Here is a 26,886-nt window from a genome sequence, read left to right on the forward strand (position 1 = left end):
GGTCGTCGATCTGATCTCCTACCGTCCGGGCCAAAACGCCGGGCGGCTCAACCTTGCTGATCCTCAGGAGGATGCTGATGCGTACCTATGATTTCACCCCGCTGTACCGTTCGGCCGTCGGCTTCGACCGTCTGGCCAATCTGCTGGAAAACGCCTCGCGCGCGACCAGCCAGGACACGGGTTATCCCCCCTACAACATCGAGACCACGGGCGAGAACGCCTATCGCATCGAGATCGCCGTCGCTGGCTTCAGCCCCGACGAGCTGAACATCGAGGTGAAGGAAAACCTGCTCACCGTAACCGGCCGCAAGACCGCCAATGACGATACGGCGACGCAGAAGACCTATCTGCATCGCGGCTTGGCCGAGCGCGATTTCGAGCGCCGCTTCCAGCTAGCCGACTATGTCGTCGTCAACGACGCCAATCTGGTCAACGGTCTGCTGTCGATCTCGCTGAAGCGCGAACTGCCCGAGGCGCTGAAGCCCCGCCGTATCGAGATCGGCGCCGGCCAGCCGCTGATCGAAGGCCAGGCCGAGAACAAGGCTGAAGCGGCCTAAGCCGTTTCACGGCGAACTATGAAAGGGCGGCGTTCGCGCCGCCCTTTTTTATGCCGCCAAGTGCGAAAAGGCGGCGACGACCTGTTCATAGGCCGGGCGTTTGAACGGCACGATCAGGTCGCAGGCGTCCGACAGCGGCCCCCAGCGCCAGGCGTCGAACTCGACCTCGTCGTCGGCCGCCAGATTGATCTCGGCCTCGTCGCCGGTGAAGCGGAAGGCGAACCACTGCTGCTTCTGACCCTTGAAACCGCGCCAGGCCTTGGCGTTGTTCATGGCTTCGGGCGGGAAGTCGTACAGGATCCAGTCGTCCGTCCGCGCCAGCAGTTCGATCGAGGTGACGCCGGTCTCCTCGTGCAGTTCGCGGCGGGCGGCGGCCTCCAGATCCTCGCCCGCATCGACGCCGCCCTGCGGGAACTGCCAGTTATGCGGACCGGGCGTGGCGTGCCGCTGGCCGTACCAGACCAGGCCCTCGCGATTGAACAGCACGACCCCGACATTGGGGCGGTAGGCGTCGAGACCGGACACTAGCGCCCCGGCCGCATCGACATGGACGAGGCCGGCGCCAGTTGCAGGCCGCGCTGTTCCAGACCGGCGGTCCAGCGGGCGGCGGCCTCGACCGTCACCGGATAGCTGAAACCGGCCCCCAGGGCCGAGCCCCGCAGCTTGGCCTGGGCCTCCAGACCATTCAGGGCGGCGACGATGGCGGCGGGCGACTGGGTCCGGTCGATGACGCGATCCGCGCTGGCCCGCGCCCAGGCGCCCGGTCGACGCTGGAACGAGCCGTCGTCGAGGAAGGCGACGCCGCGCTGGCGCAGGACGCTCAGGAAGGCGTTCATGCCGGTGTCCGACCCGGCGAACCGGTCGCCCAGATAGTTGGTCACGCCGAAATAGCCGGTGGCGCGGCTCAGCAGCCAGTCCATCTTGGCGGTCACGTCATCGGCGCCGCCGTCGGCCAGCAGCGTATAGGGGCCGGGGTCGTTGTCGGGATAGCCGGTCGGCTCCATCGGCATTTCCAGCATGACCTCATGGCCCTGCGCGCGCGCCTGGTCGATCCAGCCCTGCAGATTGTCGGCATAGGGCACGAAGCTGAGCGTGACCTCCGGCGGCAGGCGTTCGATCGCCGCGCGGGTGGTGACGGCGTTCAGGCCCAGCCCGCCGACGATCAGCGACACGCGCGGCTTGCCGTTCGGACGGAACGGGCGAGCATAGGCCTGGGCCGGCACGCGGCCGTCGGGCGCGATCATCGGCAGGGGACCGTTGGATCCGGGCTGCGACAGGCCGGCGATGGGGGCCTTGGCCAACGGAGAGGCGGCGTGGACCGGCGCCGTGATGGGTGCGCCCTGACCCGAGACGCTGCCGCCGTCCGGCAGGGTGATGACGGCGTCGCCGCCTGCGGCCGGATCAGCGCCGCCCGCCAGATTTTGATAAAGCCCCATCGCGCCCATGGAGAAGGCTTCGAAGCCCGTCGGCGCCGGCGCTGGCGCTGCGGCCGCCTCGCGTTCCAGCGCGACATGGGCCGAGGGTGTTCCCGCCTTGGGATCACCCAGCACCGTCAAAAATAGGGCGCTGGTGCTGAGCAGCAGCAAGCCTGCCAGACCGGCCGCGACCGGCGGCTTCTTCAGGGCGTCGACGACAGGTTTCAGGCTCGGGCCGTCCTTGGCGCGCGGGGCGGTCCCGGCGGTGGCGGCGAGTGCGGATTGGCGTTTGGCGAACATGGGCAAGAGTGGAACCGATCTGGAATCCTACGCCCGCATCATCGCGCGCCGTCGGTTAAGAAACCCTAACGGGCGGTTCACCATGATCGACGCGGTGATTTCTGGGAGCGGCTGTCACGGATCGTGCGTTGACGCGGGCGACTTCGCCCTTCCAGATGCCGACCTCCCCGCGCCGACCCCAAGCCGTCCCAGGATATTTGAGATGATGAGCCCCGCCGCCGACGACGCCCTGCGTGACGAGGTCCGACTGCTCGGCGGCATTCTGGGCGACATCATCCGCGACGAGGGCGGTCAGGCCCTGTTCGACCATGTCGAGGCGGTGCGACAGGCTTCGATCGCCTATCACCGCGACCCGGCCTCGCACCCCGCCAAGCGTCTGGAGAAGCTGTTGACCGCCATGTCGGTGGATCAGGCGGCCGGGCTGGCGCATGGCTTCGCCTTGTTCTCGCTGCTGGCCAATATCGCCGAGGACCGTTCGACCCGTCGTCGCGCCCAGAGCCAGGCCGTAGCCGGCGCCCGGCCCGATACGCCGGAAGGCGCGCTGAAGCGTCTGGCCGATCAGGGCGTGGGCCGCGAGGCCGTGCGCGCTCTGCTGGATCAGTCGCTGATTTCGCCCGTCCTAACCGCCCACCCGTCGGAGGTCCGGCGCAAGAGCGTCATCGACCGCATCGCCGCCATCACCGACCTGCTGGACGCCTGCGACAAGGCCGGCGACGCCTGCACCCTCGACACCATCGCAGAACCGCTGCGCCGCCAGATCGTCATCCTGTGGGCCACGCGCTTGGTCCGCACCCAGGGCCTGGTGGTGCAGGACGAGATCGACACCGTAGTCTCCTTCCTGGACCGCATCTTCCTGCACGTGGCGCCCAAGCAGTTGTCGGCTTGGCGGCGGCTGCTGGAGGCGCCCGAGCTGAAGCCCTTCATGCGCGTCGGCACCTGGGTCGGCGGCGACCGCGACGGCAATCCGAACGTGGACGCCACAGTGATGGCCGCCGCCTTCCGCACCCAGGCGCGGGCCGTGCTGACCTTCTATCTGGACGAGGTCCACGCCTTGGGCGCCGAACTCAGCCTCGCGGCCGAACTGGCCCAGGTGTCGCCCGCGCTTCAGGCCCTGGCCGACGCCGCCCATGATCCGTCGCCCCACCGCGCGGACGAGCCCTATCGCCGCGCCCTGACCGGCGTCTATGCCCGCCTCGCCGCCACGCACGAGAAGCTGGGCGACGCTCCAACGCCCCGTCGCCCCGCGGTCCAGGCTGAACCTTATCCCGGCCCCGACGCCTTCGAGGCCGATCTGAAGACGCTTCACGACAGCCTGGTGTCGCACCACGGCGGCGTCTTCGCCGACGACCGGCTCAGCGATCTGATCACGGCGGTCGAGGTGTTCGGCTTCCATATGGCGACACTGGACATGCGCCAGAACGCCGACGTCCACGAGCGCGTCGTCGCCGACCTGCTGAAGGTCGCAGGCGTCCAGTCCGACTATCTGGCGCTGGACGAAGAAGGCCGGCTGCAGGTGCTGGGCGCCGAACTGGCCTCGTCGCGCCTGCTGTTCAGCCCCTATGCCGACTATGAGCCGGAAACGCTGAAGGAACGCGCCATCCTTCAGGCGGCGGCGACCGCGCTCGCCGCCTTCGGCGCCCAGGCGATCCGCACCCATATCGTGTCCAAGACGGATGCGGCTTCCGACCTGCTGGAAGTCTATCTGCTGCTCAAGGAGGTCGGTCTCTACCGACCCGAAGACCCCGCCGCCTGTCCTATCCAGGCCGCGCCTCTGTTCGAGACCATCGAAGACCTTCGCGCCGCGCGCCCCACCCTGGAGCGGCTGTTGCAGGAGCCGTCGGCCCTCGCCGTCGCCAAGGCGCGCGGGGTGCAGGAGGTGATGATCGGCTATTCGGACTCCAACAAAGACGGCTCCTACCTGACCTCGGGATGGGAGTTGCACGAGGCCTCGCGCGCCCTGGTCGAGGTGACGCACAAGCATGGGCTGAAGCTGCAACTGTTCCATGGACGCGGCGGCACGGTCGGGCGTGGCGGCGGCTCGTCCTTCGCTGGCGTCCTGGCCCAACCCGAAGGCACGGTCCAGGGCCGCATCCGCACCACCGAACAAGGCGAGGTCATCGCCAACAAATACGGCGAGCCGGAGATCGCGCTTCGCAATCTGGACGCCCTGACCTGCGGCGCCATGCTGGCCTCGCTGGGCAAGGGGACGGATCACGCCTTCACCGCCGAACATGGCGCGACCCTGTCGGACCTGTCGGCGCGATCAATGGCCGCCTATCGCAAGCTGGTCTATGAGACCGACGGCTTCGTCGACTACTACCGCGCCGCCACCCCCATAGCCGAGATCGCCGATCTGAAGATCGGCTCGCGCCCGTCGTCGCGCACCGCCTCGACCCGGATCGAGGATCTGCGGGCCATTCCCTGGGTGTTCAGCTGGTCGCAGAGCCGGGTCATGCTGCCCGGCTGGTTCGGCTTCGGCTCGGCGGTGCAGGGCAAGGACATGGGCGAGCTGAAGGCGATGGCCGAGGCTTGGCCCTTCTTCAAGACCTTGGTCCAGAACATGGAGATGGTGATGGCCAAGTCCGACATGACCATCGCCCGCCGCTACGCCACCCTGGTCCCCGATGCGTCGCTGGCCTCGCGCATCTATGGCGAAATCCGCGAGGAGTGGCAGCGCACCCATGACGCCATCCTGGCCATCACCGACCATGACGCCCTGCTGGGCGGCCAGCCCGAACTGGACCGGCTGATCCGGCTGCGCATGCCCTATGTCGAGCCGCTGAACCACGTCCAGATCGAACTGATCCGGCGCCGCCGCGCAGGCGACGACGACCCCCGCGTCCGCGAGGGCATCCTTCTGGCCATCAACGGCGTAGCGGCGGGCTTGCGAAACAGCGGCTGACTACAGCCACTTCGTCCGCTTGAACGTCACATACAGCGCCGCGCAGATGGCCACGATCACGCCCAGGACCGCATAGTATCCGTATTCCCAGCGCAGTTCGGGCATGTGCTCGAAGTTCATGCCGTAGATGCCTGCGATGGCGGTCGGCACGGCCAAAATGGCGGCCCAGGCGGCGAGCTTGCGCGTGATCAGGCCCTGACGTTGCTGCTCCAGCAGGTTGGCGACCTCGAAGACCGACGACAGGATGTCGTTCAAGCCGCCCAGCCGGCTGTTCACCCGCCGCACATGGTCCCCCACGTCGCGGAAATAGGGCCGCACGTCCGGATCGATGCAGGGCAGGTCCAGAGACTGGAGCCGTCCCAGGACCTCTTCCATCGGCCCCAAAATGCGACGGAACTTCAATAGTTCGCGGCGCAAGGTGAACAGCCGGCGAATTTCCAGGCGTGACAGAAAAGCGTCCAGGGTCCGCTGCTCCATCTCCAGAACGCTGTCCTCGACATCGTCGACGATGGGGGCATAGGCGTCGACGATGAAGTCCAGAATGCCGTGCAGGACGAAATCGGGACCCTTCTTGAGCTGCAGGGGCGAGGCTTCCAGCTGTGTGCGCAAATGGTTGTGGGCGCGGGCCGAGCCGTGACGGATGCTGACCACATGGTCGTCGCCGACGAAGACGTGCGTTTCGCCATAGGCCAGCCGGTCATCGATCTTCATCGCCGTGCGCGCCACCACGAACAGTTCACGGCCATAGACCTCGACCTTGGGCATCTGGTGCGCCGCCAGGGCGTCCTCGACCGCCAGCGGATGCAGTTTGAAGCGATCGACCAGAATCTCGATCTCGGTGTCCGTGGGATCGTAAAGGCCGATCCATACGAACTCACCGGGCTTCAACGCCAGCCCCTCGGGCGTCAGCGGCGCCTCTCGCACGCGCTGACCGTCGCGATAGACGTAGGAGGCGACGACGGTCATGCGGGGTTCCGGGATCTGCGCGGGTCTCGACCTGCTCTAGGCCAGGTTTCCGCCAAACGAAACGGCCGGCGGATCGCTCCGCCGGCCGTCAAGTTCACGAACGCGCTCAAGCAGCGCGCAGCGCGGTAGCGCCCTCGATCAGGAGACCGGGAAGCCCCGGACCTTCAGCAGGGCCGCCACGTCCGGGTCGCGACCGCGGAAGGCGCGATAGGCTTCGGCGCGATCGGTGGTGTTGCCGGGGGCCAGCATGATCGACTTGAAGCGGCCGGCGATGTCCGGATTGAACACGTCGCCCGACTCTTCGAAATAGGCCCAGGTGTCGGCGTCCATCGTCTCGGACCACAGATAGCTGTAGTAGCCCGCCGAATAGGCGTCCGACGTGAACAGGTGATTGAACTGCGGCAGGCGGTGCCGCATCACGATCTCCTTAGGCATGCCGATCCGCGCCAGGCTGGCCTTTTCGAACGCGTCGATATCGGTTGGCGGCACGGCCTGGGTGTGCAGGTCCATGTCGACGATGGCCGAGGACAGATAGCTGACCGTCGCATAGCCCTGGTTGAAGGTGGCGGCGGCCTCGATCTTATTGACCAGTTCGGCCGGCATGGCCGCGCCCGTCTGATAGTGCTTCAGATAGCCGTCCAGGATCGGGCGGCTCAGCACCCAGTGCTCGTGCACCTGCGACGGATATTCCACGAAGTCGCGCGGCGTATTGCCGTACGACGGATAGGTCACCACCGACGACAGATAGTGCAGGGCGTGGCCGAACTCGTGGAACAGGGTCTCGGCGTCGTCCAGCGAGATCAGGACAGGCTCGCCCGGCTCCGGCTTGGTGAAGTTATTGTTGTTCGAGGCCAGGATGACCTTGGAGCCGTCCAGCTGCGAGAACGACCGATAGGTGGTCATCCAGGCGCCCGAACGCTTGCCCGGGCGGGCGTAATCGTCGGTGTAGTACAGACCGATCAGGCGGCCGTCGCGGCTCTTGTCGTAGACCTCATAGGCCTCGACGTCGGGCTCGAAGGTCGGCACCGATCCCTTGGGCAGCTTCTTGAACTGGAAGCCGTAAAGGCGCTCGGCCATGGCGAAGGAGCCGGCGCGGACCGCGTTCAGCTCGAAGTAGGGCTTCAGCTGGTTCTGATCCAGGTCGTACTTGGCCTTACGCACCTTCTCGGCGAAGTAGAGATAGTCCCACGGCTCGATGTCGAAGCCGGCGATCGCCTTCATGTCGGCGACCTCCTCGGCGACGCGGGCCTTGGCCGGCGCCCAGACGCGGTCCATCAGGGCCTGAGCATTGGCCGGGGTCTTGGCCATCGTGTCCTGCATGCGCAGTTCGGCGTGATTGCGATAACCCAAGAGCTTGGCGCGCTGATCGCGCAGCTTCACGATCTCGGCGATGGTCGAGTTGGTGTCGTTGGCGTCGCCGTTGTCGCCGCGATTGACGAACTTCTTCCAGACCTGCTCGCGCAGGGCCCGGTCGTCGGCGAAGGTCAGGAAGGGATCGACCGCCGAACGCGTGTTCAGGATCGCCCAGCCTTGCAGATTGCGGCTGCGCGCGGCGCTGGCGGCGGCGGCCTTGTTGGAGTCCGGCAGGCCTCGCACGCCGGACTCGTTGGGGATCAGCGTCCAGGAATTCTCATCGGCGACGACCTTCTGGCCGAAGCGGGTGAAAGCGTTGGACAGGGCGGTGTTGATCCGGCCTAGTTCGGCCTTGCCGGCCGCGTCCAGATTGGCGCCCGAACGGATGAAGGCGTCGCGGCGACGCTCGGCCAGACGCTTCTGCTGAGCGCTGAGGCCCGCCGCGTCCGCGGTGTCGGCGACGGTCTTGACCCGTTGGAACAGCTTCTCGTTGAAGGTGATCTCGTCCGAAGCAGCCGACAGCAGCGGCGACAGCTCGGTGTCGACCGCGTCATAGGCTTCGCCGCCGATGTTGGAGGTCATCACGCCATAGACGTTGGACGCCCGGTCCAGCGGCTCGCCGGCCAGCTCCAGCGCCGCCATGGTGTTGGCGAACGTCGGGGCCTCGGGGTTGTTGGCGATGGCGGCGATGTCGGCGCGTTGCAGTTCGATGCCTTCCAGCATGGCTTCGCGCAGCTTGGCCGGCGTCACCTTGTCGAAGGGCGGAACGCCATCATACTTCCCGGTCCAGGCCTGCAGCAGCTCGGCGCGCGGCGTCTGGCTGGGCAGGACGGCGCGGGCGATGCGCGCTTCCTCGGCCAGGCTGACGCCGCTCGTTCCCGGAGCGCCCGGTGCGCCCGGCTCTCCGGTCATGGTGGTGGCGCAGGCCGACAGGGCCATCAGGCTGCCGCCCGCGATGAGAAGCTGGCGTCTATGCATGGAATGCTCCGAAACAAGATCATGGTTGCGATACACTTAGGCGCACGGATCGGCCCCGTCACCTGACGCGGGGATAAACTTGTCGCCAATCAGGTTGGATACGTCGTCGCACTGTTCTAAAGCCGGGCCATGGCTATTGGCGTTTTCGACTCCGGCGTGGGCGGCCTGACCGTCCACCGCGAACTGACCCGACGCTTCCCCCAGCGGGACTTCGTCTATCTGGCCGACCAGGCTCACGCCCCCTATGGCGGGCGAGGCGGCGAGGACATCGTCGAACTGACGAAAATCGGCTGCGAGCGGCTGTTCGACGCCGGCGCCTCCGTCGTCGTCCTGGCCTGCAACACCGCCAGCGCCATTGCGCTTCGCCGCCTGCAACAGACCTGGCTGCCGGGTCTGCGCGAGCGTCTTGGCCGCCCGGTCAACATCCTGGGCATCATCGTCCCGACCATCGAGGCGGCGACCGGCAAGCCCTGGAGCTTCGAGGCCGAGCGCCCGCAGGAAGGCGAAAAGGTCGCCTCCATCGACATCACCGGCGTCTTCTGCACCGCCGCCACGGCCATCAGCCGCGTTTATGAGATCGAGATCGACAAGCGGCGCGAGGACATCGCCGTCTTTTCCGAGCCCTGCCCCGGCCTGGCGGGTCTGATCGAGCTGGGTGCGCCGCCGGAGGAGCTGAAGGTGGTGATCGACGACCACGTCGATGCGCTGCGTCGCCGCATCGGCCGCCACCCGGACAAGGCCATCCTGGGCTGCACCCACTATGAGATCGTCGCCGAACTGTTCGCCCAGGCCCTGCCGGCCGGCACCGTTCTGATTGAACAGCCGACGGCGGTGGCGGATGCGCTGGAGCGCTATTTCAAGGCGCACCCCGAATACGATCTGGGCGACAGCGGACGTCGCGACTTCCTGACCACCGGCCAGGCCGGGCCGCAGTCGGAACTGGTCTCCCAGTTCTGGGGCGCGCCGGTGACGTTCGAACAGGCCTGAGGGCTCAGCAGCCCGGGCAATCCGGCAGGGGCTCGGTCTCCAGCTGCAAGGTCGTATGGCTGATGGCGTAGCGCTTCGCCACGGCCTGGGCCTCGCAGATCAGGGCCGCCGTGTCGGCGCGGTCGTGGACCAGGTGGGCGGTCAGGGCCGTCTCGGTCGTCGACAGTCCCCAGACGTGCAGATCATGCACGGCTCGTACGCCCGGCAAGCCGACCAGCGCCTGTTCCAAAGCCGGCACGTCCACGCCCGTCGGGGCGCCGTCCATAGCCAGATTGACCGAGTCCTTCAGCAGGCCCCAGGTCGACCACAGGATCACAACCACGATCGCCAGGCTGACCAGCGGATCGATGACCGACCAGCCGGTCATCATGATCAGCCCGCCGGCCAGCACCACGCCCAGCGACACCCCGGCGTCGGCCATCATGTGCAGATAGGCGCCGCGCGCATTCAGATCGTGCTGCGACTTCATGAACAGCAGCGCGGTGCCCAGGTTGATGACGAAGCCGATGCCGGCGACCGCCATGATGACGCCCGAGCCGACAGGCGCAGGCTCGTTGAATCGCCGCACGGCCTCGAAGGCGATGGCCCCGCAGGCGAAGATCAGCAGCAGCGCATTGCCCAGCGCCGCCAGCACCGTCGCCTTGCCGAACCCATAGGTCCGCCGACCGCCCGCCGCCCCATGTGCGCCGCATCGCGCCAGCCAAGCTGCACCGCCCGCCATGGCCAGGCCCAGCACGTCCGACAGATTATGCCCGGCGTCGGCCAACAGGGCGGTAGAATCCGCGATCAGCCCCGCGCCGAACTCGCACGCCACGAACAGCAGATTGACCACCAGGCCGACGGCATAGCGCCAGTCGCCGGTGTCCACTGGGCCGTGGCTATGACCGCCGTGGCCGTGGTTGTGTCCGTGGTGACTGTGAGAATGCCCATGGCCGTGATCCGCATGATCGTGGTCATGCCGGTGGCTGGGGCTGTGGTCGTGCGCGGCGTTCATGGCTCGCCTATACGCCCTCTGCGGAAACAGCCAAGCCGATACATGATAACACATTGAATGTTATCATGTAATATCCCGTCAGTGTTGATGCATGGCGACAACGAGGCCGAGAGCGATCAGGGCCACGCCAAGCACCGCCCCCTCATATCGCGCCCATCGCTCCAGCCGCAGGATCGAGGCGCCGGCGCTGGCCAAGGCCGTGAAGACCGCCATGCCGGCGATGGTCCCCGCCGCGAACACCACCGTCAGCAGCGCCAGGGCGCCAAGACCCGCCGAGGCCGAAGACAGATAGATGGGCAGCAGCACTTCGCCCGGCGAGACCGCCATCATGGCGACCAGACCGAGGAAGGCGGCCTTGTCGGACACGGCCGGCTCGGGTGTCTCGACCGCGGGACCACCGGCCATCGCCGGGCGCTTCAGGGTCGCGCGCGCCAGATAAAAGGCGCCGAACAGGAACAGCAGCACCGCCGCCAGGTGGGGCAGCACGCCCTCAACCCACTGATCCAGCGCCAGACCCGCCGCCACGATCAGACCACCGACCACCGCCGTCGTGGCGATATGGGCCAGACCCGCCGCCATCACCGCCATCAGGATCCGCGACGGTCGCCAGCCTTGCGCCCGCCCAACCAGGGTGAACGGCAGCCAGTGGGTCGGCAGGGCCGCATGCAGGAAGGCCGCAACAAAGCCGCCGCCCAGCAGGGAAAGCATGACGGACTGTTCGGGACCGGGGGACATGACCGGCCCTATAGCGTGTTACTTTATAACGGTCGAGAAGAATCGGCGATCAAAGCCAATCGGCGAACGGCTCGCGGTCCAGCATCTCTTCATACGTCGGACGTGGCCGGATCACGGCCCACTGATCGCCATCCACCAGCACCTCGGGAATCAGGGGCCGGCTGTTGTATTCGCTGGACATCACCGCGCCGTAAGCCCCCGCGCCGGTGAAGACGATCAGGTCCTCGGCCTCCAGCGGCGGCAGCGCGCGGTCACGCGCGAAGGTGTCGCCCGTCTCGCACACCGGCCCGACTACGTCATAAGACGTCGCCGCGCCCCCGCGCGGATTGACCGGCTGGATGTCGTGGAAGGCGTCGTACAGCGCCGGCCGCATCAGGTCGTTCATCGCCGCGTCCAGCACCAGAAAGCGCCGTCCGTCCGAGCGTTCGTTGACCTGGATCACCTGGCTGAGCAACACCCCGGCGTTGGCGGCCAGCAGACGGCCCGGCTCGAACGCCGCCTCGACGTCCAGCCCGTTCAGAACCCGCGCGGCCATGGCGACATACTCAGCCGGCGACGGCGGCTCGGTCCCACCGGAATACGGCACGCCCAGCCCGCCCCCCAGATCCAGGCGGGTCACGGCATGACCCTGCGCCCGCAGTTTGCGCGTCATGTCCGCCAAGACCTCGAAGGCGGCCTTCAGCGGCTCAAGGTCAGTGATCTGGCTGCCGATATGACAGGCCAGTCCGACGGGCGTGACATGGGGCGAGGCCGAGGCGCGGGCATAGAGGTCCATCGCCTCCTCGACCGGCACGCCGAACTTGTCGCCCTTGCCGCCCGTGGTGATCTTTGCGTGGCCGCCCGCGCCCACGTTCGGATTGACCCGGACGGCGATGGCCGGCGACGCATCCATCATGGCTGCAACGGCGATCAGCCGATCCAGCTCGGCGCCGGATTCGACGTTGATCTGACGCACGCCGACGCTGATGGCGAAGGCCATTTCCACATCGGTCTTGCCGACGCCGGAGAAGATGATCCGGTCGGACGGCACGCCGGCGGCCAAGGCGCGGCGGATTTCGCCCTCGGAGACGGTGTCCGCGCCGGACCCCAGTTTCGCCAGGGTCGCCAACACCGAAAGGTTGGAGTTGGCCTTGACCGCAAAGGCGATCAGAGCCTCGCCCAGAGCGTCCCGATGCGCGTCGGCGGCGGCGCGCAGCAGGCCGTAATGCCGCTTCAGGGTCGCGGTCGAATAGACATAGGCCGGTGTGCCGACCTCGTCCGCGATCAGCTCCAGCGGCACGCCCTCGGCATGGAGGGCGCCGTCCTTCAGGTCGAAATGGTGCAACTTACCGCGGGTCGTTCTGGGCGGCGCCGGCGCCGATCGGGTTGGACGGGCCGCCGTCGATCGGCACGCTGCTGGAGGGACGGTTCATGGTCGCCGGCTCGGGCAGCCCCGGCGCGCGGCTGCTGCGCGGCGCACGCTCGGTCTCGCGCACCGGCGATTCCAGATCGGCCATCCGGCCGCAGGCGGAGGTCAGGAGGGCGAGCGCGCCCGCGAGGATCAGAGATTTTTTCACAGGCGGGCTCTCCAGTCGGCGATGCGCGCACGGACCTGTTCCGGCGCGGTTCCCCCATAGCTTTGGCGGCTTTGGCACGAAGCCTCGGCGGTCAGCACCTTGTAAACCGCTTCGGTGATCCCCGGCTCCAGTTTCTGCATTTCTTCAAGCGGCAGTTGCGACAGATCCACGCCCAGCGTCTCTGCCTGTTTGACCGCCGCCCCCGTCACATGGTGCGCCTTCCTGAACGGCAGGTTCAGTTCGCGCACCAGCCAGTCGGCCAGGTCCGTCGCAGTCGAAAAGCCCGCGCCCGCCGCGTGGGCCATTCGTTCGGTGTTGGGTTGCAGGGCCGACACCATCGCCGTCATCGCGACCAAGGCCAGATCCAGGGCGTCGAAGGCCTCAAACACCGGCGGCTTGTCCTCCTGCATATCCTTGGAATAGGCCAGCGGCAGGCCTTTCATCACCGTGGACAGGGCGACCAGAGACCCCATGATCCGCCCGGTCTTGGCCCGCACCAGTTCGGCGGCATCCGGATTGCGCTTCTGCGGCATGATCGACGAGCCGGTGGTCAGGTCGTCGGGCAGGCTGGCGAAACCGAACATCGGCGTCATCCAGACCACGATCTCCTCAGCCAAGCGCGACAGATGCCCGGCCGTGATCGAGGCGGCGGCCAGGCTTTCCAGCGCGAAGTCGCGGTCCGACACGGCGTCCAGGCTGTTGGCCATCGGCCTGTCGAAACCCAGATCCGCCGCCGTCGCCTGGCGATCGATGGGAAAGGGCGAACCGGCCAGGGCCGCCGCCCCCAGCGGGCTTTCATTCATCCGGGCGCGGGCGTCGGCGAAACGTCCGGCATCACGGCCAAACATCTCGACATAGGCCATCAGATGGTGCCCCAGGGTCACCGGCTGGGCGGTCTGCAAATGGGTGAAGCCGGGCATCAGGTCGCCGGCATGCTGTTCGGCGCGCGTCAGCAACGCGGCCTGCAGCGCCTTCAACTGCGCGACCGAGCGATCGCAGGCGTCGCGGACCCACAGGCGAAAATCGACCGCGACCTGATCGTTGCGGCTGCGCGCCGTGTGCAGGCGGCCGGACGGCTCGCCGATCAGTTCATTGAGGCGCGCCTCCACATTCATGTGGATGTCCTCGAACTGATCCCGGAAGGGGAAGGTCCCCGTCTCGATCTCGGACTGGATGGCGTCCAGCCCGCCCAGGATCGCGTCCGCGTCGGCCTGCGCGATGATGCCCTGTTTGGCCAGCATGCGGCAGTGAGCCCGTGACCCGGCCAGATCTTGACGCCACAGGCGCTGGTCAACGCCGATCGAGACGTTGATCGCCTGCATGATCTCGGCGGGGCGCGACGAAAAGCGTCCGCCCCACATGTCTTGACCCGCGGGCTTCACCGGCGCAGTCGAACCGCCGGATGGATTGGCGTCGGAAGAAGGTGTTTCGGTCATGAGCGGCTCAAGAAAGGCGATCTGGGCGGTCGTCGGCGCGGTCGTCGTCGTCAGCACCATCGCCGGCGCCGGCGGCATGGCGATGTCGCTATACGCCAATCATCGCCAGAAGGCGCAAGTCGAACAGACCACAACCGCCGCCGAGGCGCCGAAAAGCGATCTGGCGCGCTTCGCGGTCGGATCCCTGGCCGCGTTGTCGACCCGGGCCGAGTCGAAACCGGCGCCCGAATACGCGTTCCGCGATCGCACGGGCACAGCCGTCCGTTTCTCGGCTTTTCAGGGCAAGGTCGTGGTCGTGAACCTGTGGGCGATGTGGTGCGCGCCCTGCAAGGCGGAAATGCCCACGCTCCAGGCGCTGGCGAAAGCCTATGAGGCGAACGAGGATCTGGTCGTCCTGCCGATCAACGTGGACGCCACACCCGAAGCCGCAGCCGAGGCGAAACGCTTCTTGGCCGACCACGCGCCCCTGCCCTTCTACAGCGACGCCAAATTCCAGCTGCCGTTCGAGTTCCCCGGCAAGGGCGCCATGCCGCAGACCATCGTCCTGGATCGTCAGGGCCGCATCCGCGCTGTCATGAAGGGCGAGGCGGACTGGTCGAGCCAAGAAGCCCAAGCCCTGATCGATGCGATCCTGGCGGAAGGCGGCGCGCCGCCTCCCGCCTGATCGACTTTTAGTTGTTATTGGCCGGCACGCGCTGGTCGGTCGCGGGATTGATCGCGCCAGGCTTGCCCTCGGCCGCAGCCTCGGCCTGTTCGGTTTCCAGCTTGTCGGCGACCTTGCCGGCGCCGCTCTCGACCGCCTGTGCCGCCTTCATCGCGCCGCCTTCGATCACTTCTCCGGCCTGAGACGCGACATCGGCCGTCTTGTCGGCCGCAGCCTCGGCATGCGCCTCGGTCTTTTCCTGCTCGGCCTGGGTGCAGGCGGCAGCACCCAGCGTCATTGCGGCGACGGCCGCCATCAGGGCTTTGGTTCGGATCGTCACGACGAAACTCCGGTCAAGGTTGAAATCTCGACCGGAAAACGCAGCACAACGGCGCAGGTTGCAGCGGGAATGAGGTGGTGACTGGAGGCGGGATCGAACCGCCGACCTGTGGGTTATGAATCCACCGCTCTAACCATCTGAGCTACCCAGTCCCGGGCCCTGCGCGAGGCCGGGGCCAGCGCGAAAGAGGCGTGCCTATATCGCCGTCGGGCGCGCGGTTCAAGTCGTCTCGAACCAGAACCTGCGGCGATAGAGCGCAAGACGGTCAGAGCCAGGAACGGTAACGCTGGCCTCACCGTTTCGTAACGACTGCCCACAGCCCAGCCGGAGCTCGTCCTTCATGCGCCTGATCGTCGCCGCCGCCTCGACATCCCTGCTCGTTCTCGCCGCCGCCTGTGGCGCAAATAGCGAGAGCGCCGGCGCTGCGCCTCAGGCCGGGGCCCCGCTGGAGACGCGTCCGGCGAACAATCCTGATCAACAACCGGCCTTCGCCGGCCAGACCCGCGCGCCGGGCGTCAAGACCGAACAGGCCATGACCCACACGGTGGTCGCCTCGGGCCTTGTCCACCCCTGGGGTCTGGCGGCCCTGCCCGACGGCCGCTGGCTGGTGACTGAAAAGCCGGGCCGTCTGCGCATCATCACCGCTCAAGGCCAGCTCGGCGAACCGGTCGCGGGCTTGCCCGCCGTCGACGCGCGCGGTCAAGGCGGCCTGCTGGATGTGATCGTCGGGCCGAGCTTTGCGCAGGATCGCATGATCTATTGGAGCTATGCCGAACCGCGGAAAGGCGGCAACGCCACCTCGGTCGCGCGCGGGCGTCTGTCGGACGACGGATCGCGGGTCGAGAACGTCCAGGTCATCTTCCGCGCCCTACCGGTCTATGACGGCGACAAGCATTTCGGGTCGTCCCTGGCCTTCGCGCCGGACGGCAAGCTGTTCATCACCCTGGGCGAGCGTTCGGACAAGCCTATGCGGCCCCAGGCGCAGGATCTGGGCTCGCACATGGGCAAGACCATCCGCATCAACGCCGACGGCACGGTCCCGCAGGACAACCCCTTCGTCGGCCGCGCCGGCGCCCTGCCGGAAATCTGGAGCCTGGGACACCGCAACGTCCAGGGCGTCGCCGTTCAGCCGGGAACGGGCGCCATCTGGACCATCGAACACGGCACGCGCGGCGGCGACGAGGTCAATCTGGACAAGGCCGGCGCCAACTACGGCTGGCCGGATGCGGCCTACGGCGTCGAATATGCGGGCGGTCAGATCAACAGCGGCGCGACGCAAAAGGATGGCACCGAACAGCCCGTCTATTACTGGGATCCGGTGATCGCGCCCGGCGGCGCCACCTTCTATCAGGGCGCCATGTTCCCCGGCTGGGACGGCAACCTGCTGGTCGCGGGCCTGAAGGAAAAACATATTGCGCGTCTGGTCATCCAGAATGACCGCGTGGTGGGCGAAGAGCGCCTGCTGACGGACCTGGGCGAACGCATACGCGACGTGGCGGTCGGCGCCGACGGATCGGTCTGGGCCATCACCGACGAGCAGAACGGCAAGCTGGTCAGGCTGTCGGCGACGCAGTAGTCTTCGAGGGCCGGGGGGCTATGCGGAGCGGTTGACGCTCCAAAGGGAGCACCGAACCATGCGTATCCTCATCCTTTCCGCCGCCATTGTCCTGCCGCTGCTTTCGGGCTGCGGCACTATGGGCGCGACCAATAGCTATCAGCAGGAGTTGAACGCCTTGGAAGCCGCCTGCACGCGTGACCAAGGCATTCTGACGCCGACTGGCGTTCAGACCGGCCGTCCCCAGACCGAATACGCCTGCAAGATCACCGGCGGCGCCACCCGTATTCCGCCTCGCTGACAGCGGGCGCTCGGCCGGCGTTCCCACGCTCTCAGACCTTCAGTCCGTCAAAGCATCCGCCGCAAGAGGCCGCGATCACGCGGCTTATTACTTGACGTTGACGTAAACGTAGGGTTCTTGGCGTCCACGCTTGGAACCGCCCCGTCCGTCGTGCCGCGACCTGCCGCATGTTGAGGATGGGCCCAAAGATGGAGACGCATTTCCATGGCTGACGCCTATATCTACGACGCCGTCCGCACGCCGCGCGGCAAGGGCAAGAAGGACGGCTCGCTGCACGAGATCACCGGCCTCAGCCTGGCGACCCAGGTGCTGGAAGCGCTGCGCGACCGCAACGACCTGGACACCTCCAAGGTCGACGACGTCATCCTGGGCTGCGTCACGCCCGTGGGCGAACTCGGCGCCGACATCGCGCGCACCGCCGTGCTTTCGGCCGGCTGGTCTCAATATACGGCGGGCGTCCAGATCAACCGCTTCTGCGCCTCGGGCCTGGAAGCCGTGAACATGGCGACGGCCAAGGTGAAGTCCGGCGAGGCCGACTTCGCCGTCGGCGGCGGCGTCGAGGTCATGAGCCGCGTGCCGATGGGTTCGGATATGGGCGCCTGGCCGACCGACCCTTCGTCGGCCTTCCCGACCTATTTCGTGCCGCAAGGCGTGTCGGCGGACATGATCGCCACCAAATACGGCTTCAGCCGCGACGACGTGGACGCCTATTCGGTCGAGAGCCACAAGCGCGCCGCCAAGGCCTGGGCCGAGGGTCGGTTCAAGAACTCGGTCATCGGCGTCAAGGACCAGCTGGGCCTGACCATCCTGGATCATGACGAGACGATCCGTCCGAACACGGACATGCAGGCGCTCGGCGGCCTGAACCCCTCCTTCGCCATGATGGGCGAAATGGCCTTCGACGGCGTAATCAATCAGCGCTATCCCGAGGTCGAGCGCGTCAATCACGTCCACACGCCGGGCAACTCGTCCGGCATCGTCGATGGTTCGGCCGGCGTGCTGATCGGTTCGCTGGAAGCCGGCCAGGCCCTGGGCCTGAAGCCCCGCGCCAAGATCCTGGGCGGCGCCTCGATCGGCTCCGAGCCGTCGATCATGCTGACCGGCCCGGAATATGTGACCCGCAAGCTGCTGGGCAAGCTGGGCATGACGCCCGACGACATCGACCTGTGGGAGCTGAACGAGGCCTTCGCCGCCGTCGTGCTGCGCTACATGCAGGCCCTGAATATCGACCACGCCAAGATGAACGTGAACGGCGGCGGTATCTCGATGGGCCACCCGCTCGGCGCCACCGGCGCCATGATCACCGGCATCGCCCTGGACGAGTTGGAGCGCTCGAACAAGTCGACCGCCCTGGTCACCCTGTGCATCGGCGGCGGCATGGGCACCGCCACCGTCATCGAACGCGTCTGATCCAGGAGCAAATGGATATGGAAAACTTCAAGATCGACGTCGACGCCGACGGCATCGCCCTGATCACCTTTGATGTTCCGGGCCGTTCGATGAACACCCTGACCTCCTTGGTGATGAAGGAAATCCCCGAGCTGGTCGAACGCATCAAGACCGACGACGCCATCAAGGGCGCCGTCATCACCTCAGGCAAGGCCTCGGGCTTCTGCGCCGGCGCGGACCTGGGCGACATGGCCGGCGGCGTGCTGTCGGGCGGCGGCGACCTCCAGAAGGCGTTCGACGCCGGCTGGAAGCTGAACGGCGCCTTCCGTGCGCTGGAAACCTCGGGCAAGCCGATCGCGGCCGCGATCAACGGCCTGGCCTTGGGCGGCGGACTGGAGTTCACCTTGGCGGCCCACTACCGCGTGGTCGAGAACGACAACAAGATCCAGCTGGGCCTGCCTGAGATCAAGGTCGGTCTGTTCCCCGGCGGCGGCGGCACCCAGCGCCTGACGCGCCTGGTCGGCGTCCAGAACGCCATGATGGCGATGAGCGAGGGCAAGTCCTTCCGCCCGAACGACGCCAAGGGCGCCGGCATCATCCATGAAGTGGTCGAAAAGGGCCAGTCCGTCGAGGCCGCCAAGGTCTGGATCAAGAACGGCGGCAAGGCCGTCCAGCCCTGGGACGAGAAGTCGTTCAAACTGCCTGGCGGCGGCCCCTATCACCCGGCCGGCATTCAAAACTTCATGGTCGGCAACGCCATGCTGCGCAAGCAGTCCTATGGCAACTATCCGGCCGTGGTGAACCTGATGAAGGCCGTTTACGAAGGCGCCCAGGTGCCGATGGACGCGGCCCTGCGCATCGAGACCCGCTACTTCATCAAGACCCTGATGACGCCGCAGGCCCAGGCCATGATCCGTTCGCTGTTCCTGTCCAAGCAGGAACTGGACAAGGGCGCCGTTCGTCCGGCAGGCGTGCCCAAGTCCGACCCGAAGAAGGTCACGGTCATCGGCGCCGGCATGATGGGCGCAGGCATCGCCTATGTGCAGGCGCTCGCCGGCATCGAGACCATCCTGATCGACCAGACCCAGGAAGCCGCCGACAAGGGCAAGGCCCACGTCGAGGAGCTGCTGAAGAAGCGCCTGTCGCGGGGTCAGCTGACGCAGGAGAAGTATGACGCCCTGCTGGGTTCGGTCACGGCGACGACGGACTATGACCTGATCAAGGGTTCCGATCTGGTCGTCGAGGCCGTGTTCGAAAACCGCGAGATCAAGGCCGATGTGACTAAGCGCGCCGAGGCGCAACTGGCCGAGGGCGCCGTCTTCGGCTCCAACACCTCGACCCTGCCGATCACCGGCCTGGCCGAGGCCTCGGTGCGGCCCGAGGACTTCATCGGCATCCACTTCTTCTCGCCCGTCGACAAGATGATGCTGGTCGAGATCATCCTGGGTGAAAAGACGGGTCAGGCCGCCATCGCCAAGGCGCTGGACTATGTGCTGAAGATCAAGAAGACGCCGATCGTCGTTAACGACAGCCGCGGCTTCTATACCTCGCGTTGCTTCTCCACCTTCCTGATGGAGGGCATGGCGATGCTGGAAGCGGGCTACGGCCCAGCCCTGATCGACAATGTCGGTCGCATGACCGGCATGCCACGCGGCCCGCTGGAGATGCACGACGACGTCGCCCTGGACCTGTCCTACAAGATCGCCAAACAGACGGCGCTGGATCTCGGCGACAAATACGTCCCGTCGGAAGGCGCCGACATCGTCGCCAAGATGGTCGAGGGCGGTCGCTTCGGCCGCAAGAACGGCAAGGGCTTCTACGACTACGATCAGAAGCCCAAGACGATCTGGAAGGGTCTGGGCGAACTGGCCCCCACCACCAAGGGCATCGACCAGCCGGAAGAGCCGACCGCCTTCGCCCAGATCGACGAGCTGAAGACGCGCCTGCTGTATCGTCAAGCCGTCGAAGTGGCCCGTTGCTGGGAAGAGGGCGTCATCGACGATCCGCGCGAAGCGGACCTGGGCGCCATCCTGGGCTGGGGCTTCGCGCCTTGGACCGGCGGTCCGATCAGCATGATCGACGGCATCGGCCTGGCCAAGTTCGTCGAGACCGCCGACCGTCTGGCCGCGACCTATGGCGACCGCTTCAAAGTTCCGCAGCTGCTGCGCGACATGGCGGCGAAGAACGAGACCTTCTACGGCAAGTTCGCCCCGGAGAAGGCCGCCGCCTGATCGGTCGCGGACATCCACAGAAGACGGAACGGGCGGCCTTCGGGTCGCCCGTTTTCGTTTGGCGTTTGACCTTTCGTCATCCTCCGGCGCGCGAAGCGCGACCGGGGGACCCAGCGGCGCCGGAGGCGATCTTTCCATCGCAGGATCTCGGGGCGGCGAGTTCGCGACAGCTTCGCGCTCACGCGCGCCGCTGGGTTCCGGGTCTCCGCTACGCTTCGCCCGGAATGACGAAAGAAAGCTCAGCACCGCTCACAAAAGAAAAGACCCGCCCGACACGAGGTCGAGCGGGTCGCTCCGCCGCCCTTCGCGGGGTCGGTGGCGGGTCGCTAGGGCGACGGAGTAGCGGTGAAAGACCGGACCGAGACCGGGACAGACTCTGACAGTCCGCCCAGCCTCGGAGGCCGGCGTCAGCCTTCCAGGTCCTGGCCCTCGTCCGGCTCGGGCGTGCCCAGCAGTTCGTCGGCGATCTTGTTGGTCGAGGCGCGCACGGCCTTTTCGATCGAGGCCGCGATGTCCGGATTCTGCTTCAGGAACTCGCGCACATTCTCGCGGCCCTGACCGATCCGGGTGGAGTCATAGCTGAACCAGCTGCCCGACTTCTCGATGATGCCGGCCTTGACGCCCAGGTCGATGACCTCGCCCAGTTTGGAAATACCCTCGCCATACATGATGTCGAAGATGACCTCGCGGAACGGCGGGGCGACCTTGTTTTTGACCACCTTGACCCGGGTGGTGTTGCCGACCACCTCGTCGCGGTTCTTGATCGCGCCGGTGCGGCGGATGTCCAGACGCACCGAGGCGTAGAACTTCAGCGCATTGCCGCCCGTCGTCGTCTCGGGCGAGCCGTACATGACGCCGATCTTGTGACGGATCTGGTTGATGAACAGCACAATGCATTTCGATTTGGAGATCGAGGCCGTCAACTTGCGCAGGGCTTGGCTCATCAAGCGCGCCTGAAGGCCCGGCAGGCTGTCGCCCATCTCGCCCTCGATCTCGGCGCGCGGCGTCAGGGCCGCGACGGAGTCGATGACCACAATGTCCACGGCGCCCGACCGAACCAGCGTATCCACGATCTCCAGCGCCTGCTCGCCAGTGTCCGGCTGCGACACCAGAAGATCATCCAGATTGACGCCCAGCTTCTGGGCGTAGACCGGGTCCAGCGCATGTTCGGCGTCGACGAAGGCGGCGACCCCGCCCTTCTTCTGCACTTCCGCGACGGTGTGCAGAGCCAGGGTCGTCTTGCCCGAGGATTCTGGGCCGAACACCTCGATAACCCGCCCGACCGGCAGACCGCCGATGCCCAGCGCCATGTCCAGGCCCAGCGAGCCGGTCGAGACGCTGTCGATCTCGGCGACCACGCCCGCCTTGCCCAGTTTCATCACCGAGCCCTTGCCGAAGGCGCGATCGATCTGCGCGATCGCCGCCTCCAGGGCGCGTTGCTTGTCGCCGTCGTCCTTGCCCACCAATTTGAGTGCCGCCTGTGAAGCCATTGCCTTCGTCTCCCTTGCCATGATTCCCGTCATTCAGCTTGGGAGAGACCCGCCTGGACCCGCCCCCGTTTCGTGAGGCGGACTATGTGCATGGTTTGTTCTGGTTCACAAGATGTTCTCATTGATCAAAACGAGAACAGCCAAATCCTACGACCGTTTTTGACGCCATCTAAAGCGGAAGGCGCAGGCTGAAGCTCGCGCCCTCGGGGTCATAAGTCATGACCGCCGAGCCGTGCAGCGAGCGGTTGATCGTCGAGTCGATCAGCACCGAACCGAAGCCCTTGCGCTGAGGCGGCGACACCGTCGGCCCGCCACTTTCCACCCAATCCAGCAGCAGATGGCCTTCCGCCACGGACCAGTCGATCCGCACACAGCCCGAGGCGTTCGACAGGGCGCCGTATTTGGCGGCGTTCACCGCCAGCTCGTGAAAGACCATCCCCATCCCCAACGTCTGTTGCGCGTTCAGATCGACGGCCGGACCGGTCAGCCGGACCTGTTCCTCGGCATAGGGGGCCAGTTCCTGAGCCAGCATGGCGCGCAGATCGACATGCTCCCAGTTCGCGGCCGTCAGCAGGTTCTGAGTGTTGGACAGGGCCACGAGCCGCGCTTCGAAAAGGGCGGTGAAGGTGGCGACATCCGGCGTGCGCCGCGCGGTCTGGTGGGCGATGGACTGCACCGTGGCCAGTGTGTTTTTCACCCGGTGATTCAGTTCGTTGATCAGCAATCGCTGCAAGCGTTCGCTGTCGGCCAAGGCGGCGAAGGCCTCGCGGCGATCGGTGATGTCGGTGATGACGCCCGACATCTTGATCGGCCGGCCCGAACGACTGCGGATCAGGCGTCCGCGCAGATGGATCCACCGGCCAGAGGCCGGCAGACGCCATTCCTGATCGTATTCGCCCTCCCCCGCCAGGGCGCGCTCCAGCGCCTGACGATGCAACGGCAGATCCTCGGGCGACAGACGGTCGCCGACCTCGCTCGGGCCAAGGCGGCAGGACGGATCGATGGACAGGATTTCGCGCGCGCGGCCTGACATCATCGTCGTCTTCATCGGCAGGGTCGCTTCCCAGAAGCCGACGCCGCCGGCGTCCACGGCCGCCAGAACATTGGCCCGCTGATCGACGATCGAGGCGCCGAGCGCGAGAAACAGCAGCGTCACCGCCCCGGTCGTCACCGCGACCGCCAAGACGACCGGCGACGCCCCGCCCTCCACCGGCCCCGCGTCGGCGATCGGGGTCAGGATCAGGGCCGCCATGCCGATATGGTGCATAGAGACGATGGCCAGACCCAGGATCACGGCGGCGACCGCGCGCCAGGCCAGACCCCGCTCCTGACGGGCCGCGATCAGAGCGGCATAGGCGGCGGCGACCGCCACCACGACCGACAGGGCGACCAGCACGGGCTGATAGCTCAGGACAGCGTTCATCCGCATCGCCGCCATCCCGACATAGTGCATGGCGACGATGGATCCGCCCATAAGCAGGGCCGCCGGCGCCAGTCGCAAGGGGCTGGCCTGCGCCGTCCCCGCCGTCAGGAAGGCCGCGGACGTGCCGGCCGTCGCCAGCAGGAAGGAGACCAGCGTCAGGCCGGGATCATAGAAGACCGGGCCTTCGACTTCGAACCCCAGCATGGCGATGAAATGCATCGACCAGATGCTGACGCCCAGCGCCAGGGCCGCAACGCCCAGCCAACGCAACCGCGTTGCGCCGATCTGATCGCGGGTGCGATTGAACAGATCCAGCGCCGTCCACGCGCCTAGAATCGCGATCGCCAGCGACAGGACGGTGAAGGCATTGACGTGAAGGTGGTGCAAGCGCGCCGAAGCCCCAAGAAACAGCAGCGGTATGCTTAGCCCGATTTCATCGCTCGGACGACTGCGAAACGCATCCGGATCAAGCGACCAATCTGGCTCCCGCGGCGACCGCGACGGCCAGCGCCAGGCTGGCGGCGGCGAAGACCGGCAAGCCGCGATCCGCGCCGGGCGTCAGCGGGCGGATCAGCATCGCGATCATCAGGGCGATCGGCCCCACCGCGCCAGGCATGTCCATGCCGACCCCCAGGAAGACGCCGTGCGCCTGAACCAGCAACCACCCGCCGACCAGCGCCGTGGTCACGACGGCGGGCGCGAAGGATGCCCACGAGCCGAAGCGGGCGCCGATCACCACCGTCGACGCGGCGGCCAGGGCGGCGATCAGACCGGGCCACAGCAGCAGGAAGGCGGCTTCCGGCGCTATCGCCTGCACCCCGCCGCCCAGGATCAGGACCAGGACGATCAACCCTAGCCAGCCGCCCCAGACGGCGTCTGCGTCCTGCGGTTTCGGCCGCGCCAGGCTGAGCGCCAGGGCAATCACCGTCGCCCCCAGGACCGGCAGGCTGAAGCCGCCCAGCGCCGCTGCAATCGCGAATGCGGCCAGTATCACTCCAGCTGCGCCCCACCGGCCCATCAGGCGCCGCCCTGCGGTCAGCATCAAAACCAGGGCCAGCATGGCCAGGGCCACGGCGATTTCCAGAACCGGCAGGCGGCGCAGCAAGGTGTAATAGAGGTCGGCCGAATCCACGCGACGGCCGATCGGCCCGGCCAGGACGCGCACCGCCTGTCCCACCACCACCGCGCTGGCCAACAGCCACAGGCCATCCGCCGCGCCCCGCACGACCGACGTCGCCCGCAAGCCCGTGGCGTGGCGTGCGCCCCATGCGGCGAAGGCCGTCGCGAGAACCCCCACAATCAGCAGGACCCAACCGATCGCCGGAGAATGTTGCACGACGAACAGGCCGAAGACGTCGGCATAGACGGCGTTCTGCGTCGCCTGCGGCAGGGTCGGCGCCCGCAACAGGTCATCGGCCATTTCCAGCGCCTGGGAGCCGATATGCTGCACGCTGCCCAGATCCAGCGCCTGCGGCGTCGAGGACGGTGAATGGTACTGCGCCGGGCGGCCGATGAAGGCCAGGTTGATCCCCGCCAGCTTGCGGTCCGCCGCCACAGTGAAGTCCGTGCCATTGGGCATCAGCCGATAGACGAAGATGGCCAGGGCGTTGCTGGACGGCCCGCCCGTCGCCCTCTGGGTCGCCTGCGCATAGCGGGCGATGGTCTGGGCGTTGCCCGGCCCGGTCTCGAACATCATGGCGCGCCCGCCGCCGCCCCGCGCCTCCAGATTGATCACCGCGCCGATGTCATCGCGCAGCGGATGCTCGCTGAAGAAGGCCCGCGCCCCGTCCAGATTCAGCTCCTCGGCGTCGGTGAACAGGACCACCAGCGTCCGCTCGGCCCCGCCCCGCGCCATGATCGCGCGCACGGCTTCCAGAATGGCGGCAATGCCGGTCGCATCGTCGGCGGCGCCGGGCGAGTTCGGCACGCTGTCGTAATGGGCCATCAGGGCGACGGCGGGCAGGGCGGGATTCCGTCCCGGCAGGACCCCGACAATATTGATCGCCTGGACATCGCTTGCATTTCCGCCCTCCCGCTCGATCCGGGCGACGGCGGCGGGCGACAGGGCGCCGGTCTGCAGGCCGGGCTGAAGCCCCAGCGCCCTCAGCCTCTGGACAAGATAGGTCTGAACCTGCCGATGTTCAGCCGAACCGACAGGATGCGGCGCTCGTGTGATCCGGTTCACGTCCATCATGGCGCGCGCGGCCGAGAACTGAACCGCAGGCGTCGAGGCGGGCAGGGGTTTGGGCGTCTGCGCGGTCAGCACCGCCAAGCCGAGGGCCGCCGCAAGGGACGCCAGAAACAACACCCACCGCATATCTAATCCCCCGATCGCTCTGTCCCGCAATCAGCCCCGAACCATCACTCTGCGCAAGGTGTCCGATCAGCGCCGCACGATGTTCCGCGCCGTCAGATTGCCCGTGGCCCCATCGCCGTCGTCCGCGCTGGACCCCAACGGCCAGCCGCGATCGTCGCCGCAGTAGCGCCGTCCGCCCTCACGCGATCCGATCACCACCGCGCGCGGCCGCAACCAGCCCGCGCCGGTGAACAGATTGTCCGTAATCTGATTATAGGACGGCGTCTGGTGGCGGATCACGCCGTCCTCGCCGCAGTTGCGGTACAGAAACACTCCGCCCTTGCCGTGCAGCGCCAGCCGGTTGCCGACGATGCGGTTGGCGCCGGACCCGTCCACCGCAATCTGCTCGCGCCCGGTGCGGATATCGAAATCGTTGTCCTGGATCAACGCGCCTGCGCTTTCGGCGTCCAGATAGACGGCGGTGGAGGTCGAACGGCCCACAAAGCGGGACCGCGTCACCGTGGTGCGCGTCACCCCGGGTCCGACATAGAGGGGAATGGTCCCCAAGCCCTCGAACCGAACCCGGTCCAGGGTGACGCGGATCGGCGCGGCGGACTGAGCCGCTTGCGTGTGTCCGGCGGTGCGCGACGAAGCCAGTAGGTCCCGCATCGATCCCCCCGCCCCCATGCCCCAGATCCGCACATTGCCGACGATGGTGCAGTTTCGGATCGTCACATCGACCGGCCGCGACCACTGATCGCCCTCGCGGCGAGACCAGACGGCGATGGTCGGGGCGGAGGTCGTCGCCGGGCCTGGCGCGCGGATCCTCCCGCCCCCGCAATCCAGCGACGCTCCTGAACCTTCCGCGCCCTCGATCAACACGCGACGGCGGATATCGACGCCCGACAGGTCGGCCTGGCACGTCAGGCGATAGGGCTGGGTCGACGGCGCCGTCAGCGCCGCGACCTCTTGAGGCGTGCACGGCCGGTCGGCCGGGGCCTGGAACGTCAGCAGGGCCAGAGCCAGCGCCGCTGTCATA

Annotated in this window: 22 protein-coding genes and 1 tRNA gene; 8 read left to right on the forward strand and 15 right to left on the reverse strand. The window is 67.0% G+C overall.

All coding sequences use genetic code 11. From position 1 onward, the window contains the following. The first annotated feature begins 77 nt into the window (after window positions 1–77). A complete protein-coding gene (locus tag AC3WRC_RS07065) occupies window positions 78–557 on the forward strand; it encodes an Hsp20 family protein (protein ID WP_492303366.1) in 480 nt (159 codons plus the stop codon). A 48-nt stretch (window positions 558–605) separates the two neighbouring features. On the opposite strand, the gene AC3WRC_RS07070 is transcribed toward AC3WRC_RS07065, so the two are convergent. Next, window positions 606–1,082 (reverse strand): RNA pyrophosphohydrolase, encoded by a 477-nt coding sequence (locus AC3WRC_RS07070; RefSeq protein WP_492303367.1) that lies wholly within the window; start codon window positions 1,080–1,082, stop codon window positions 606–608. Next, window positions 1,082–2,272 carry a divergent polysaccharide deacetylase family protein gene (locus AC3WRC_RS07075; RefSeq protein ID WP_055754328.1) on the reverse strand — a complete coding sequence of 397 codons (1,191 nt, stop codon included), beginning with the start codon at window positions 2,270–2,272 and terminating at the stop codon, window positions 1,082–1,084. The genes AC3WRC_RS07070 and AC3WRC_RS07075 overlap by 1 nt, the downstream gene beginning before the upstream one ends. A gap of 202 nt (window positions 2,273–2,474) precedes the next feature. On the opposite strand from AC3WRC_RS07075, the gene ppc reads away from it, so the two are divergent. After that, complete coding sequence (ppc, locus tag AC3WRC_RS07080; RefSeq protein ID WP_492303368.1) at window positions 2,475–5,174, forward strand: phosphoenolpyruvate carboxylase; 2,700 nt, start codon at window positions 2,475–2,477, stop codon at window positions 5,172–5,174. Here ppc and AC3WRC_RS07085 read toward each other — a convergent pair whose 3' ends face one another. Together AC3WRC_RS07085 and AC3WRC_RS07090 are read right to left on the reverse strand one after the other, a co-directional pair. Then, a complete protein-coding gene (locus AC3WRC_RS07085; protein WP_492303369.1) occupies window positions 5,175–6,140 on the reverse strand; it encodes a magnesium and cobalt transport protein CorA in 966 nt (321 codons plus the stop codon). Between the two features lie 138 nt (window positions 6,141–6,278). Next, the gene (locus AC3WRC_RS07090) at window positions 6,279–8,471 is read right to left on the reverse strand and encodes a M3 family metallopeptidase (RefSeq protein ID WP_492303370.1); all 2,193 of its coding nucleotides are present in this window, start codon (window positions 8,469–8,471) and stop codon (window positions 6,279–6,281) included. A gap of 129 nt (window positions 8,472–8,600) precedes the next feature. Here AC3WRC_RS07090 and AC3WRC_RS07095 point away from each other — a divergent pair, with 129 nt between their 5' ends. Further along, complete coding sequence (locus AC3WRC_RS07095) at window positions 8,601–9,458, forward strand: glutamate racemase (protein ID WP_055754324.1); 858 nt, start codon at window positions 8,601–8,603, stop codon at window positions 9,456–9,458. 4 nt (window positions 9,459–9,462) lie between these two features. Here the strand turns inward: AC3WRC_RS07095 and AC3WRC_RS07100 are convergent, their stop codons facing one another. The 5 genes from AC3WRC_RS07100 to argH form a co-directional block, all read right to left on the reverse strand. Beyond that, window positions 9,463–10,452 carry a cation diffusion facilitator family transporter gene (locus tag AC3WRC_RS07100; protein WP_492303371.1) on the reverse strand — a complete coding sequence of 330 codons (990 nt, stop codon included), beginning with the start codon at window positions 10,450–10,452 and terminating at the stop codon, window positions 9,463–9,465. Between the two features lie 78 nt (window positions 10,453–10,530). After that, window positions 10,531–11,187, reverse strand: a complete 657-nt coding sequence (locus AC3WRC_RS07105; RefSeq protein WP_492303372.1) for a hypothetical protein — start codon at window positions 11,185–11,187, stop codon at window positions 10,531–10,533. Window positions 11,188–11,236: 49 nt separating this feature from the next. Then, window positions 11,237–12,511 carry a diaminopimelate decarboxylase gene (gene lysA / locus AC3WRC_RS07110; protein WP_492303373.1) on the reverse strand — a complete coding sequence of 425 codons (1,275 nt, stop codon included), beginning with the start codon at window positions 12,509–12,511 and terminating at the stop codon, window positions 11,237–11,239. 1 nt (window position 12,512) lies between these two features. Further along, on the reverse strand, window positions 12,513–12,743 hold the full coding sequence (locus AC3WRC_RS07115) for a hypothetical protein (protein WP_055807399.1): 231 nt from the start codon (window positions 12,741–12,743) through the stop codon (window positions 12,513–12,515). Next, window positions 12,740–14,179: an argininosuccinate lyase gene (gene argH, locus AC3WRC_RS07120; RefSeq protein WP_492303374.1), complete on the reverse strand. Its 1,440-nt coding sequence runs from the start codon at window positions 14,177–14,179 to the stop codon at window positions 12,740–12,742. The genes AC3WRC_RS07115 and argH overlap by 4 nt, the downstream gene beginning before the upstream one ends. Between argH and AC3WRC_RS07125 the strand changes: the two genes are divergently transcribed. Next, a complete protein-coding gene (locus tag AC3WRC_RS07125; protein WP_492303375.1) occupies window positions 14,178–14,843 on the forward strand; it encodes a TlpA family protein disulfide reductase in 666 nt (221 codons plus the stop codon). The genes argH and AC3WRC_RS07125 overlap by 2 nt on opposite strands. Window positions 14,844–14,850: 7 nt before the next feature. Here AC3WRC_RS07125 and AC3WRC_RS07130 read toward each other — a convergent pair whose 3' ends face one another. Both AC3WRC_RS07130 and AC3WRC_RS07135 read right to left on the reverse strand, forming a co-directional pair. Beyond that, window positions 14,851–15,162 carry a hypothetical protein gene (locus tag AC3WRC_RS07130; protein WP_055754317.1) on the reverse strand — a complete coding sequence of 104 codons (312 nt, stop codon included), beginning with the start codon at window positions 15,160–15,162 and terminating at the stop codon, window positions 14,851–14,853. Between the two features lie 75 nt (window positions 15,163–15,237). Further along, window positions 15,238–15,314, reverse strand: a tRNA-Met gene (locus tag AC3WRC_RS07135). Window positions 15,315–15,502: 188 nt separating this feature from the next. Between AC3WRC_RS07135 and AC3WRC_RS07140 the strand changes: the two genes are divergently transcribed. From AC3WRC_RS07140 to AC3WRC_RS07155, 4 genes are all read left to right on the forward strand, one after another. Beyond that, a complete protein-coding gene (locus AC3WRC_RS07140; protein WP_492303376.1) occupies window positions 15,503–16,738 on the forward strand; it encodes a PQQ-dependent sugar dehydrogenase in 1,236 nt (411 codons plus the stop codon). Between the two features lie 58 nt (window positions 16,739–16,796). Further along, window positions 16,797–17,018 carry a hypothetical protein gene (locus tag AC3WRC_RS07145; RefSeq protein ID WP_055807382.1) on the forward strand — a complete coding sequence of 74 codons (222 nt, stop codon included), beginning with the start codon at window positions 16,797–16,799 and terminating at the stop codon, window positions 17,016–17,018. A 204-nt stretch (window positions 17,019–17,222) separates the two neighbouring features. Continuing rightward, a complete protein-coding gene (locus AC3WRC_RS07150) occupies window positions 17,223–18,428 on the forward strand; it encodes an acetyl-CoA C-acetyltransferase (protein ID WP_045809961.1) in 1,206 nt (401 codons plus the stop codon). A 17-nt stretch (window positions 18,429–18,445) separates the two neighbouring features. Next, on the forward strand, window positions 18,446–20,638 hold the full coding sequence (locus tag AC3WRC_RS07155) for a 3-hydroxyacyl-CoA dehydrogenase NAD-binding domain-containing protein (RefSeq protein WP_492303476.1): 2,193 nt from the start codon (window positions 18,446–18,448) through the stop codon (window positions 20,636–20,638). Window positions 20,639–21,045: 407 nt separating this feature from the next. On the opposite strand, the gene recA is transcribed toward AC3WRC_RS07155, so the two are convergent. The 4 genes from recA to AC3WRC_RS07175 all read right to left on the reverse strand — a co-directional run bounded on the left by recA (window position 21,046) and on the right by AC3WRC_RS07175 (window position 26,885). Next, window positions 21,046–22,128: a recombinase RecA gene (gene recA, locus AC3WRC_RS07160; RefSeq protein ID WP_055754312.1), complete on the reverse strand. Its 1,083-nt coding sequence runs from the start codon at window positions 22,126–22,128 to the stop codon at window positions 21,046–21,048. 169 nt (window positions 22,129–22,297) lie between these two features. Then, on the reverse strand, window positions 22,298–23,938 hold the full coding sequence (locus AC3WRC_RS07165; protein ID WP_492303377.1) for an MHYT domain-containing protein: 1,641 nt from the start codon (window positions 23,936–23,938) through the stop codon (window positions 22,298–22,300). A gap of 79 nt (window positions 23,939–24,017) precedes the next feature. Next, on the reverse strand, window positions 24,018–25,868 hold the full coding sequence (locus AC3WRC_RS07170) for a M20/M25/M40 family metallo-hydrolase (protein WP_492303378.1): 1,851 nt from the start codon (window positions 25,866–25,868) through the stop codon (window positions 24,018–24,020). A gap of 66 nt (window positions 25,869–25,934) precedes the next feature. Then, window positions 25,935–26,885: a right-handed parallel beta-helix repeat-containing protein gene (locus tag AC3WRC_RS07175; protein WP_492303379.1), complete on the reverse strand. Its 951-nt coding sequence runs from the start codon at window positions 26,883–26,885 to the stop codon at window positions 25,935–25,937. Window position 26,886 lies beyond the last annotated feature (1 nt).

The organism is Brevundimonas sp. EU05-FHT14B07, from assembly GCF_058790795.1.